Here is a 12,442-nt window from a genome sequence, read left to right on the forward strand (position 1 = left end):
GGCTACCTCACACTGTGGGGGATTGCTCAGAGCAGGTGTTGCCACAGGTCAAGGTGCGGCCTGGGCACGGTCATGCCGTGGACCAGCAGCCCCTTTTCCCCGGCGCTGGCGCAGGCCACCCGCACCGCCGCCTCCACGTCGGCGACCTCGCCGGTCAGCACCAGGTAGCACTTGCCGCCGATGCCGAAGGCCATGTGCACGCGCACCAGGGTGACGTTGGCCGCCTTCACCGCGGCGTCGGCGGCCTCGATGCAGGCCGCCACGCTGAAGGTTTCCACCACCCCCAGCGCGCGCGGCCGCTCCACCGGGTTGACGCCGCTGATGGCCGGCAGCACCGATTCGTGGATGTTCGCCAGGACGAACTGGTCCACCAGCATCTGCCCGCCCTCGGCCGCGCCGGCCTGCACCGCCTGGCGCACCGCGGCGACCTCGCCGCCGACCATGGCGATGTACTTGCCGGGGCAGATGGTCTTGGCCGCCAGCAGCTGCACGTCGGCGCTCTTCAGCATCAGGTCGGCGAGCTGCACGCCGCGGGCGATGCTGGTCAGTTCGATCAAACCTATGGCGTGGTGCATCAGGCTTCTCCTGGTGGGTTGGCGACGAGGCGGATATGGCTGTCTCCGACCTCCGCCACGCGGCCGGCGATGCTGGCGTGCAGCGGCACGCCGAGTTGTCCTTCGGGCACTTCGGCGATGCACTCGCCCAGCGCCACCTGCTGGCCCACGGCAACGCGGGGCCGGGCGGCCACGCCGATGTGCTGGCGCAGCGCCAGGCGCACTTCGGCGGGGTGATATTCCTGCGTCAGCAATGGCGCCTTGTGGTTGTAGGCCTGCAACTCCAGGCGCGAGACCAGGCGGCTGACCGGCAGCAGGCGGTATTCGGCCATGGGGTCGGCGCCGCGCAGTTCGCCCTGGTAGCGGGCGCCCTCCTCGCGCAGGCGGGCCTTGAGCGCCTGGTTCAGGCGCATCGGCGAAATCTCCACCGGGCAGGCGTAGGCCTCGCAGATGCCGCACTCGGAGCAGGTCAGCGCCGACAGCAGCACGCTGGGCTGGGCGACATGCTGGTAGTTGGTGGCGCGCACGATCAGGTGCGGCGGCAGCTCGTGGCCGATCATGTGCCGCGGGCACAGCTCGGTGCACAGCGTGCACTGCTCGCACACCGAGCGGGCCATGGCCAGCACCGAGTCCATGCTCTGCCGGCGGCGGCGCACCAGCAGGTGATCCTGCGGCAGCACCAGCAGGCCGCCGGTGGTCTTGCTGACCGGTTCGTCTAGGTCGTCCAGCAGGCGCCCCATCATCGGCCCGCCGTTGATGAAGGCCGGGCGCTCCAGGGTGCTGCCGCCGGCCAGGGCCAGGGCCTCGCGCAGCGGCGTGCCCAGCGGCAGGCTGAGGGTCAGCGGCTGGCGCACCGCGCCGTTCACGGTCAGGGTGCGGTGGGTCACCGGCAGTTGCAGCTCCACCGCGCGGCCGACGTTGATCAGCGTCTGCACGTTGCTCACCACCACGCCGATGGCCAGCGGCAGCGCCGCCGGCGGCACGCGCCGGCCGGTGGCCAGCCAGATGGTGATGACCTCGTCGCCGGCCGGGTAGACGTCCGGCAGTATGTGCAGGCGCACGCGCTCGGGCAGCAGCGGCTGCAGGCGCTCGATGGCCGCGCGGTACTTGGCCTTGAGGGCGATGATGCCTTGCTTCGCGCCGGTGGCGGCCATGCCGTGGAGCAGGCCCTTGAGCAGCCATTCGGCCTGTTCCACGGCGAGCTGCTGGTCGACCTTGAGCAGGGGCTCGCACTCGGCGCCGTTGACCAGGTAGATCTCCGCCTCGGCCTTGAGCTTGACGTGGGTCGGGAAGCCCGCGCCGCCTGCCCCCACCACGCCGGCGGCGAACACCCGGCGGCGGATTTCCCCGGCGTCCAGGGCCTCGACGGCAATCATCGCGGCGCCCCTCCCGGCAGGCGGTAGCGGCTACTGCGGCGGCGCAGCCGGCCCTGGGCGAAGAGGCCTTCCAGCCAGGCCCGGGCCTGCGCCACCGGGATGTCGAAGGCCGCCGCCACCTCGCTGGCGCTGTAGCCGTGCTTGCGCCGGGCGAGCAGGCCGAGCAGCGCCTCCTGCGGGGCCGGCGCCGGGGCCGGGCCCTGCCCGGCGTCCAGCAGGCTGCCCAGCAGGTAGGCGGTGTCGTCTTCCGGGCGGCCGATCTCCTTGCGGCTGACCAGGCAGCCGCGCCGGGTCGCCAGCGCCGCGCCGGCGTCCAGCGCGGCGCGGCAGGCGGCCAGGTCACCCTCCACCACCAGGGTGACCAGCGCCGGGTTGGTCACGGCCTGGCGCAGCAGGCGCACCGACGCCGCCTTGAGCATGGCGTCGGCGGCCTCTATGCCGCAGGCCAGGCCCCTGACCTCCAGCAAGCCCAGGGCATCGATCATGGCGCTCACCTCCTCAGGCCCGCTGGATGGGGTTGCGGGCGATCTCCAGCACCGCCTCGGAGAAGGCGTTGCAGGCGGCGCGGCAGGCCGCCTGGCTGCCGGCGAGGAAGGCCGCCGAGTAGTTGGTTTCCGAGGGCGGCGGCACGTAGGTCACCAGTTGCACGTCGGCGGCCTTGAGCGCGGCGTCGATGCCGTAGGTGGCCTCCAGCGGCGGCGCCACCAGGTAGGCGATGGGGTCGCCCAGGGCGATGCCGGCGCCGGCCGACAGGTAGCTGCCGGTGCGCGACACCACGTGGGCGAGGAAGGCCACGCTGTGGGCGTCGTCGGCCCAGCGGAAGCTCGGGCCGGCCTCGATCACCTCGCTCATGGCGTCGAGCCCGGCGCGTACCTCGGCGGGGTTGGGGCCGCCGAGCATGATCAGCACCTCGCCGGCGGTGGACGAAGGCCCGTTGGCCGCCCCGGCATACAGCGAGCGGCCGTACACCACTTCCACCTGGGCCTGCTTGGTGGCCTCGTCGGCGGCGATGTAGGCGACGTCGTCGGAGTCGACGCTGATCAGCCCGAGGCTGCGGATGTGCTCGCCCACCTTCAGCTCGCGGCGGAAGTCTTCCTGCAACGAGGCGATCAGGCGCATGGCCGTGACGCTCGGTTTGATCGGATCGAGAATGCTCATGTCGGGTTGCTCCTCAGCAATGGGCTCAGCGGTTCAGGGCGATGCCGGAGGCCTGCTTCTCCAGCATCCGCCGGGCCAGGTCGACGATCACCGCCGCCGCCTCCACCGGCGGCGTGCCGCCGCGGTGGATGTTGGAGATGCAGGTGCGGTCGGCCTCCACGGTGCCGGCCAGGGTCGGCTTGTACACCGCATAGCAGGACAGGCTCTCGGACTGGCCCAGGCCGGGGCGCTCGCCCACCAGCAGGATCACCACCTGGGCGCCGAGCAGTTCGCCGATCTGGTCCTCGACCTTGACCCGCCCGTAGCGCACGAAGAACGGCGTGCCGACGTCCAGCCCGGCGTTCTTCAGGCCCTCCAGCAGGGGCGGGAGGATTTCCTGGAAGTTCACCGTCACCGCGTCGGTGGACAGGCCGTCGGAGATCACCACCTGCACCTGCGGGTTCTTCCGGCACTCGGCCTGCAGGGTCGCCACCGCCTTTTCGCTGAGGCGGCGGCCCATGTCCGGGCGGGTCAGGTACTGGTCCTTGGTGTCGATTTCCGACTGCACTTCCAGCAGGCCCTGCTGGGCCACCCACTCGGCGGGCACCTCCTTGAGCACGGTGTCCTTGGAGCGCGAGTGGTCGGCGAGGAAGCGCAGCAGCGCCTGGGTGCGCGGGCGCACGCCGGCGCGGCCCAGGCACACCCGCGCGGCGGTGGCCTTGCGGAATTCCTCCAGCACCTCGGGGCGCTGCGGGGCCTGGACGCCGATCCACTGGCGGGCCTGCTCCGAGCCCAGGTCCCAGGCGCACAGGCCCTCTTCCACGGCGCTCGGCGCCGCCGCCGCAACGCCAGGGGCCGCCGGCGCGGGGCGGGCCTGGAGTTCATTCAATACCGAACGGACGATGTCCTCGATCTGCTGCTGATGCATGTCGCTTCCCTCAGAAGAAAATGGATGGATCGCCGGCGCGGGCGGTCAGCCGGCCGTCGCTCATCAGGCCCATGCGTTCGAGCCAGCGCTCGAACTCCGGCGCCGGGCGCAGGCCCAGCAGTTGGCGGATGGTGGCGGTGTCGTGGAAGGCGTTGGTCTGGTAATTGAGCATGATGTCGTCGCCCATCGGCATGCCGATGATGAAGTTGCAGCCGGCGGTGGCGAGCAGGATCATCAGGTTCTCGTTGGAGTTCTGGTCGGCGTCGGCGTGGTTGGTGTAGCAGCAGTCGCAGCCCATGGAGATGCCGCTGAGCTTGCCCATGAAGTGGTCTTCCAGGCCGGCGCGGATGATCTGGCGGTCGTTGTACAGGTACTCCGGGCCGATGAAGCCGACCACGGTGTTGACCATGAAGGGGTCGAAGTGGCGGGCCAGGCCGTAGTTGCGCGCTTCCATGGTCAGCTGGTCGGCGCCGTAGTGGGCGCCGGCGGACAGCGCCGAGCCCTGGCCGGTCTCGAAGTACAGGCAGTTGGGCCCGGCGATGCGGTTGTACTCGGCGCCCACCGCGCGCGCCTCCTCGAGCATCTCCAGCTCCACGCCGAACTCGCGCAGGCCCTTCTCGCTGCCGCAGATGCTCTGGAAGATCAGCCCGCCCGGCGCGCCACGGCGGATCGCTTCCATCTGCGTGGTGACGTGGGCCAGCACGCAGCCCTGGGTGGGGATGGCGAACTTGTCGATGGCCTCGTAGACGGTGTGCAGCACGCGGGTGAGGTTCTCGACGTTGTCGGTCACCGGGTTGACGCCGATCACCGCGTCGCCGATGCCGTAGGACAGGCCCTCGTACATCTGCGCGGCGATGCTCTGCACGTCGTCGCGGGTGTCGTTGGGCTGCAGCCGCGCGCTGAAGCGCCCGGGCAGGCCCATGGTGTTGTTGGCCTTCTTCACTACCGGCATGCGCTTGGCGGCGTAGATCAGGTCGGCGTTGGAGCAGATCTTCGCCACCGCCGCCACCACCTCGGAACTCAGGCCCTTGCGCAGGAAGGCGATGTCGTCGGCGCCGGTGTCGTCGGCGAGGATGTATTCGCGCAGCTCGCCGATGCGCCACTGGGCGATGCGCGCGTAGGCGCTCTCGTTGATGCCGTCCTGGATCAGCCGGGTGACGCTGTCCTCCTCGTAGGGGATCACCGGGTTCATGCGCACGTCGGCCACCGTCAGTTCCGCCAGCACCTGCTTGGCCGCCACCCGCTCCTGGGCGGTGCCCGCCGCCACGCCGGCGAGCACGTCGCCCGAGCGCGGCTCGTTGGCCTTGGCCAGGACCTCCTTGACGTCCTTGAACTGATAGGTCTTGCCGAACAACTGGGTCTTGAGTTTCATCACACCACCTCAGGAAGGGAAAGCCAGTGACTTGACGGTGACCGGAAGGATCTCGCCGTCGAACAACGGGCTGCCGATATCGATGTAGTCGCCATCGCTGGTCGCCACTTCGTCGATGACCGCCAGGGCGCGGCCGGCCAGGCGCGGCTGCAGGAGCATGCCGAGGACCTTGCCGAGGTCCTGGGCGGCCACCACCAGCAACGGATGGGCTTGGGATTCATGGCGCTGGAAGCCGGCGAGTTCTTCCACGCAGCGCTGGATGGCCCGGTAGGCCACCGGCAGGTCCGCCGGCAGGGCCAGGGCGTAGAGGTCTTCGTCGGTGCGCAGGTCCATGCGCAGCAGGTTCTGCCGCCAGCCGTCGGCGAGGCCCGCGCCCTGGCCGGCGGCCCAATCGGTCGCGCAGGGCACCACCGGCACGTTGCGCATCGGCAGCTGCATTTCGCGCAACCAGATGGTGCTGCCGGACAGCGACAGGCTGTGGGCGCCGGCGCCGATCACCGTGGCGCGCACGGTCTGCTTCGGCTCGGCCAGCGGCAGGCGCTGGAAGCCGGGGTCCTCGTGCAGCGCCGTGGCCAGCAGCGGGCCGATGTCGCCGAAGCGGAACGGCGCCTGCTCCGCGCCGTGGTAGAAGCATTCGCCGACGCCGCCGGAGAGGGTCAGCGCCTGCAGCCGGCCTACCGCCGGCAGCGGCTCGGTCATCAGCAGCTCCCGGGCCAGCGGCGAAAGCGCGCCGTCGATCACCTCGTAGAGCAACGCCGCCATGCGCCGCGCAATCGTGCGCAGTTGCTCGATGGACAGCGCCTGCGGCTCGCCACCGAACAGCTCGCGGCAGACCGCCCGCGCCGGCCCGTGCAGGCGCAGCAGCGCGCCGCGGCTGTTGGTTTCCACCAGGCGCCCGCCGACGTTCAGGCAGGCCGAGCCGATCACCCGGCCGGCCTCGAACAGCACGTAGTTGGCGGTGCCGCCGCCGATGTCGATGTTCAGCACCCGCCCGGCGCAGGCGGCGGACAGCTCCGCCGCGCCGGCGCCGCGCCCGGCGATCACCGATTCCAGGTGCGGCCCGGCGCTGGCCACCACGAAGTCGCCCAGCCGCTCGGCCAGGCGCAGCACCGCCGGGCGGGCGTTGCGCGCCTTGGAGGTCTCGCCGGTGATGATGATGGCGCCGGACTCCACCTGCGCGGGCTCCAGGCCCGCGGCGCGGTACTGTTCGAGGATGAAGGCGAGCAGCTCGTCCTCGCGCAGGTGGCCCTCGAAGTCGATCGGGGTGAAGGCCACCGGGCTGACGTAGGTGACCTCCCGCGCGGCGAACTCGTAGTGCGGCACCTGGGACAGCGAGGCACGGTTGACCAGCACCAGGCGCGAGAAGATCACCTGGGTGGTGGTGGTGCCGACGTCGATGCCGACGCTGCGCAGCTCGCGCCTGCTCATGGCCGCGCCCTACTCGGCGCCCAGCGGCGCGGACAGGCCGCTGTCGGCCGGCCGCGGCTTGGGCGCGATGAGCATGGCCACGGCCACCGCGGTGATGCCGCCGAACAGCTTGCCGACCAGCATCGGGAAGATCATCGCGGACATGTTCGCCGCGGTGAAGCCGAGGTGGTCGCCCAGGGCGAAGCCGGCGGACACGGCGAAGGCGCAGTTGATGATCTTGCCGCGCGCATCCATCTTGCCGAACATGCCGAACATCGGGATCACGTTGGCCAGGCTCGCCACCATGCCGGCGGCGGCGTCCCGGTTCATGCCCAGCAGGCCGCCGACCTTCATCAACGGGGTGCCGAACCAGCGCGTCAGCAGCAGCACCATGGGGTAGGCGCCGAGCAGCACGCAGGCGATCGAGCCGATCACTTCCATGGCGCGCATCACCGCGCCGGGCTCGTCGCCCTCGGCCATGAAGATCGGGTCCAGCCCCGGGATCAGCGTCCAGCCCACGGTGAACTGCACCACCGCGGCGGCCAGGCCGAGGGTGATCAGCCCCACCAGCAGTTTGGCGAACACCTCGAAGCCGGCGATGATCTTCTCCGGGCAGAACTTCAGGCCCAGGGCGATCAGCGCCGCGACCGCCAGCACCGGGATCATGTTGACGAGGATCATCGCCAGCGAGAAGCTCACCGGCTCGCCGTTGACCTCGATGCCCGAGTACATCGCCACCAGCCCGCCGGCGATGCAGCCCAGCGGCACGGTGACGATCCCGGCCAGGGTGCCCAGGGCCAGGTAGCGGCGGTCGGCGGGGTCGATGATGCCCAGCGCCACCGGGATGATGAACACCAGGGTCGGGCCCATCATGGCGCCGAGGATCAGCCCCGAGTACAGCCAGGCGGCGGTGTCGCCGCCGGCCAGTTCCTTGGCCAGGGAGAAGGCGCCCATGTCGTTGGCCAGCAGGGTGCCGGCGAACATCGCCGGGCTCGCCCCGACGCTCTCGTACAGCGGGATCACCAGCGGCCCCAGCAGGTTGGCCAGCACCGGCGCCAGGGCGGTGATGCCGACCATCGCCAGGCCCAGCGCGCCCATGGCCATGAAGCCTTCCTCGAACTGCCCGCCGGAGCCGCCGATGCCGCGCCCGAGCCAGCCCAGGCCGAGATGGCCGAGGACCTTCTCGGAGCCGCCGAACTGGCTGAATACCCGGTCCACCGCTCCGATCAGCAGGAAGACCATCATCACGTACAGGATGATTTCGTTGATGCTCATGACAACTGCTCCTGAACAGAATTGTTTCCTTGCTGGCAGGCGCCTCGGCGCTGCCAGGCGTCCTGGTAGATCGCGCTGATCTGTTGCGCGCAGGCGCTGCGCGGGTTGCCGGCCAGGCAGATGTCCTGCCGGGCCGCCTCGGCCAACGCGGCGAAGTCCTCGCGGCGCACGCCGTGGGCCCGCAGGTCGCGGCCGGCGGCGCCGACTTCGTCGATCAGGCGCTGCACCGCGGCGATGCTGCGTTCGGCATCCAGGCTTTCGCGGCTGAGGGCGTGGCCGATGTCGGCGTAGGCGTGCTTGCACACCAACTGGTTGAAGCGCATCACCGCCGGCAGCATCAGGGCGTTGGCCTGGCCGTGGGGAATGCCGTAGCGCGCGCCGAGGGGGTGCGCGGTGGCGTGGCACAGGCCCAGGCCGGAATTGGAAAAGGCCATGCCGGCCATGTACGAGGCGAGCATCATCGACTCGCGGGCGCCGACGTTGCCGCCCTGCCCCACCGCCAGCGGCAGGGCCTCGCCGATCAGCGCCACGGCGCGCAGGGCCAGGCCCTGGGTCAGCGGCGTGGCGCTCGGCGCGACGTAGGCTTCGATGGCGTGGGTCAGCGCGTCTATGCCGGTGGCGGCGGTCACCGCCGGCGGCACGCCGAGGGTCAGGCAGGCGTCGATGATCGCCAGGTCGGGGATCAGGTCGGTGTGCACCAGCACCTGCTTCAGGTGCCGCTGGCTATCGGTGATCACCGCCACGTTGGTGGCCTCGGAGCCGGTGCCGGCGGTGGTCGGCACGGCGATCAGCGGCATGCGCCGGCGCAGCGCCGGGCCGTCGCCGAGGTCGCTCACCCGGCGTTCCGGGTTGGCCGCCAGCAGCGCGGTGGCCTTGGCCGCGTCCAGCACCGAGCCGCCGCCGAAGGCCAGCACGCCGTCGCAGTCGGCGGCCAGCAGTTGCCGGCCGGCGGCCTCCACCACTTCGCTGTGCGGCTCGCCGCCGGCGTAGACCAGGCATTCGCAGCCCAGCCCGGCGTCGTCCAGCGAGCGCAGCAGGCCCTGGTCCAGCGCCTGCTCGTGCAGGCGGCCGTCGACCATCACGAACAGCCGGCGGATACCCAGCGCCGCGCAGGCCTCGCCGGCGCGCACGGTGGCGCCGGGACCGATGTAGGTGCTGGGCGGCACGCGGAATTCGCGCACCGCGCGGGCATTGAGCATGTCCAGGGCGCGATAGATCACCCGGCCGACGTCCTGCTCGTGCATGTCAGCGTTCCTCCTCGGCTTGCAGGCCGCAGGCGGCGATGGCCAGCGGCGTGGTGAACAGCGGCGGCGCGGGCAGGATCACCCGCTGCGCGGGGAAGGCCGCGGCGAACAGCGGCTGCACGCCGGGCAGGGTGCAGGAGCCGCCGGACAGGTAGATGGCGTCCACGTCCTGGCCTTGCAGGTGCGTGTGGACGATGTCGGCCATCTTTTCGAACACCGGGCGCGCCAGCGGCCACAGGGCCTCGCCCTCCTTGCGCTTGCGCCGCTCGGCTTCCTCCAGCGACACGTCCAGGTGGCCGGCGAGCACCAGGCTGACGTGATGCCCGCCGGTGGGTTCGTCGGCGGAGTAGGTCACCTCGCCGCCGTGCACCACGGCGACGCCGGTGGTGCCGCCACCGATATCCACCACCGCGGCGCGGTCCAGGCGCAGCATCCGCGCCACCGCCGAGGGCTCGTCGATCACGCAGCCGACTTCCAGGCCGACGGCCTCCAGCACATGGGTGGAAATGCTCGCCTCGGTGCCCGGCGGGTACGAGGTCGCGGCGCGCTGGAAGCACACGCCCAACTGCCGCTCCAGGCTCTCCACCTGGCTGCGCACCAGCTTCACCGCGCCGAAGAAGTCCCAGACCACGCCATCGCGCACCACGTCGGCCCAGTCCAGGCGCACCGCCACCGGCAGCGCCTGGGCATCGAGCACCACCGACACCACGGCGCTGGTGCCCAGGTCGATGCCCAGGCTCAGCGGCCCGCGGTCGCCCGGTTGCGCGACGGGGTGCGCCAGGCAGTAGGCGGCGCGTTCCAGGCGCGGCAGCAGCCAGTTTTCGAGATCGCGTTGCATGGCCGCCTCAGACGATCCGCAGGTGGTCGACCATGACGCAGCGGCGCAGGCGCACGAAGGTGCGCGCCGAGGTCACGCCCTCGCCGGTCGGCGTGGTGATGGTCATGGTGGTCCAGCCCTCGCCGCCGAAGCCCAGGCCGGCCAGGCACGGCCCGTTCTTGACGAAGATGCTGGTGTCCATGGCGTTGGCCATGCGGTCCAGGTGGTCGAGGTTGCGCGAGTGCATGGCCGCCGTGTGGTGGCAGCCGCCCTCCAGCTTCACCGCCAGGGCGATGGCCTGGTCGACGTTGGCCACGCGCACCATCGGCAGCACCGGCATCATCATCTCGGTGATGGCGAAGGGATGGTCGGCCGGAGTTTCCAGCAGCAGCAGGCGCGTCTGTTCCGGCACCTGCAGGCCGATGGCGGCGGCGATCTTGGCGGCGTCGCGGCCGACCCAGTCGCGCGAGACGCTGCCGCGCCCCTGCTCGTCGACCTTCGGCAAAAGCAACGGCAGCAGTTGCTGGCCCTGGGCGGCGCTCAGCTCCACGGCCTGCTGCTTGAGCATCTCGGCCTTGAGGGCGTCGGCGACGCTGTCGACCACGATCAGCACCTTCTCGTCGGCGCAGATGATGTTGTTGTCGAACGAGGCGCCGAACACGATGTCGCGCGCGGCGCGGGCCAGGTCGGCGGTCTCGTCCACCACCACCGGCGGGTTGCCGGCGCCGGCGGCGATCAGGCGCTTGTCGGTGTGCTTGCGCGCGGCTTCCACCACCGCCTCGCCGCCGGTCACCACCAGCAGGCCGATGCCCGGGTAGCGGAACAGCCGCTGGGCGGTCTCGATGTCCGGGCGCTGCACGGTGGTGACCAGGTTGGCCGGCGCGCCGGCTTCGACCATGGCCTCGTTGAGCAGGCTGACGGTGCGCTGCGACACCCGCTTGGCCGCCGGGTGCGGGGCGAACACCACGCTGTTGCCGGCGGCGATCATGCTGATGGCGTTGTTGATGACGGTGGCCGCCGGGTTGGTCGAGGGCGTCACCGAGGCGATCACGCCCCAGGCCGCGTTCTCGATCAGCGTCAGCCCGCGATCGCCGCTGAGCACCTGCGCCTGCAGGCATTCGCTGCCGGGCGTGTGGCGGGCCTGGGCGATGTTCTTGGCGGTCTTGTCGGCCACCCGGCCCATGCCGGTTTCCTCCACCGCAAGCTCCGCCAGCTCCTCGGCGTGGCGCTCGCCGGCGGCGCGGATGGCGGCGATGGCCCGGTCGCGCAGGGCCACCGAGCGCAATGCCTGCTGCGCCTGCGCGGCGGCGGCCACGGCGGCGTCCAGTTCGACGAACACGCCGGGGGCGCAGGTCGCGCCCGGCGACGCGACAGCGGCCGTGGAGGTCGCCCCTATCGAGGCGAGCACCGCCTTGACCACCTGTTCGATTTCCTTCGGGTTGATGTCCACGTCGTGCCTCACAGAATTCAGGGATGAGCCGGGCCACTCCACCTGGCGCGGGCCGGTGGAGGACGCTTGTCGTGAATGACCGCCGGGGGCGGGCCTATTTGCGGTAGAGCAGGCTGCCGTCGAGCACCGCTTCGTCGACGATGCCGACCACGCACAGGTCGATCGGCGCGCGCACCTCGGCCAGGGCCTGGCGCGCGGCGCTGCCGCCGGCCAGCATCACCCACTCGCCGTTGCCGGCGCCGAGGCTGTCGCTGGCCACGTGCCGTTCACCGTCGGGGCGGCCGGCGCGGTCGAGCATCTCGACCAGCAGCAGCCGGTCCAGGCCCATGCCCGGATGCTTCACGGTGCACACCACCTGCCCCACGACAATCGCCAGTTTCATCGCCTGTTACCTCGTCGGGCCGCGTCCCTCGCGGCGTACGCATGGTTCCTCAGTGGCGGCGCCCGGAACGCGCAGGGCGAGCGCGGGCACCGCTCGGACGGTCGCGGCGAGCCGCTCAATCCACCGGGCGATCCGCCGCCAGCTTGATCGGAAAGACCTCTTCCAGGTCCGAATGCGGACGCGGGATCACCTGCACCGAGACCACTTCGCCGACGCGCTGCGCGGCGGCCGCGCCGGCATCGGTGGCCGCCTTGCAGGCCGCGACGTCGCCGCGGACCATGGCGGTGACCAGGCCTCCGCCGATCTGCTTGACGCCCACCAGCTTCACCCGGGCGGCCTTGACCATGGCGTCGGAGGCCTCGATCAGCGCCACCAGGCCCTTGGTTTCGATCATGCCTAATGCTTCCATCTCACTCTCCTCGAACAATCGATCGCCCTTCGCAGGGCCTCTTCGGAGTGGCTAGCCACTCGCGTTACCCCCGGACGGCGGGGGCCGCCGT

General features: G+C 71.1%; 13 protein-coding genes. All 13 read right to left on the bottom strand.

All coding sequences use genetic code 11. The annotated features are described in order from the left end of the window. Positions 1-26: 26 nt before the first annotated feature. Positions 27-575 carry a BMC domain-containing protein gene (locus ACTWJ5_RS27085; protein WP_009615720.1) on the bottom strand — a complete coding sequence of 183 codons (549 nt, stop codon included), beginning with the start codon at positions 573-575 and terminating at the stop codon, positions 27-29. Then, positions 575-1,930: a 4Fe-4S dicluster domain-containing protein gene (locus tag ACTWJ5_RS27090; RefSeq protein ID WP_444436905.1), complete on the bottom strand. Its 1,356-nt coding sequence runs from the start codon at positions 1,928-1,930 to the stop codon at positions 575-577. The genes ACTWJ5_RS27085 and ACTWJ5_RS27090 overlap by 1 nt, the downstream gene beginning before the upstream one ends. Further along, positions 1,927-2,415, bottom strand: coding sequence for a BMC domain-containing protein (locus ACTWJ5_RS27095; RefSeq protein WP_064584334.1), 489 nt, complete (start codon positions 2,413-2,415; stop codon positions 1,927-1,929). Before ACTWJ5_RS27095 ends, ACTWJ5_RS27090 begins: the two co-directional genes overlap by 4 nt. A gap of 13 nt (positions 2,416-2,428) precedes the next feature. Continuing rightward, positions 2,429-3,088, bottom strand: coding sequence for an ethanolamine utilization microcompartment protein EutL (gene eutL / locus ACTWJ5_RS27100; RefSeq protein ID WP_061562765.1), 660 nt, complete (start codon positions 3,086-3,088; stop codon positions 2,429-2,431). Between the two features lie 25 nt (positions 3,089-3,113). After that, entirely contained in the window at positions 3,114-3,995 is an 882-nt protein-coding gene (gene eutC / locus ACTWJ5_RS27105; protein ID WP_261747684.1) for an ethanolamine ammonia-lyase subunit EutC, read from the bottom strand. A 10-nt stretch (positions 3,996-4,005) separates the two neighbouring features. Continuing rightward, on the bottom strand, positions 4,006-5,367 hold the full coding sequence (locus tag ACTWJ5_RS27110; protein WP_116426119.1) for an ethanolamine ammonia-lyase subunit EutB: 1,362 nt from the start codon (positions 5,365-5,367) through the stop codon (positions 4,006-4,008). 9 nt (positions 5,368-5,376) lie between these two features. Further along, complete coding sequence (locus ACTWJ5_RS27115) at positions 5,377-6,795, bottom strand: ethanolamine ammonia-lyase reactivating factor EutA (protein ID WP_444436906.1); 1,419 nt, start codon at positions 6,793-6,795, stop codon at positions 5,377-5,379. A gap of 9 nt (positions 6,796-6,804) precedes the next feature. After that, a complete protein-coding gene (gene eutH / locus ACTWJ5_RS27120; RefSeq protein ID WP_444436907.1) occupies positions 6,805-8,049 on the bottom strand; it encodes an ethanolamine utilization protein EutH in 1,245 nt (414 codons plus the stop codon). Continuing rightward, positions 8,046-9,293: an iron-containing alcohol dehydrogenase family protein gene (locus ACTWJ5_RS27125; protein WP_253410142.1), complete on the bottom strand. Its 1,248-nt coding sequence runs from the start codon at positions 9,291-9,293 to the stop codon at positions 8,046-8,048. Before ACTWJ5_RS27125 ends, eutH begins: the two co-directional genes overlap by 4 nt. Before the next feature lies 1 nt (position 9,294). Further along, complete coding sequence (gene eutJ / locus ACTWJ5_RS27130; protein ID WP_074982166.1) at positions 9,295-10,131, bottom strand: ethanolamine utilization protein EutJ; 837 nt, start codon at positions 10,129-10,131, stop codon at positions 9,295-9,297. A gap of 7 nt (positions 10,132-10,138) precedes the next feature. Beyond that, entirely contained in the window at positions 10,139-11,560 is a 1,422-nt protein-coding gene (locus tag ACTWJ5_RS27135) for an aldehyde dehydrogenase family protein (RefSeq protein ID WP_444436908.1), read from the bottom strand. Between the two features lie 94 nt (positions 11,561-11,654). Beyond that, a complete protein-coding gene (gene eutN, locus ACTWJ5_RS27140) occupies positions 11,655-11,942 on the bottom strand; it encodes an ethanolamine utilization microcompartment protein EutN (protein WP_249918783.1) in 288 nt (95 codons plus the stop codon). Between the two features lie 115 nt (positions 11,943-12,057). Further along, positions 12,058-12,351: an ethanolamine utilization microcompartment protein EutM gene (gene eutM / locus ACTWJ5_RS27145; protein WP_009615702.1), complete on the bottom strand. Its 294-nt coding sequence runs from the start codon at positions 12,349-12,351 to the stop codon at positions 12,058-12,060. Positions 12,352-12,442: the final 91 nt, after the last annotated feature.

Origin of the sequence: Pseudomonas sp. A6, assembly GCF_052367875.1 — a bacterium.
Taxonomy (GTDB): domain Bacteria; phylum Pseudomonadota; class Gammaproteobacteria; order Pseudomonadales; family Pseudomonadaceae; genus Pseudomonas; species Pseudomonas citronellolis.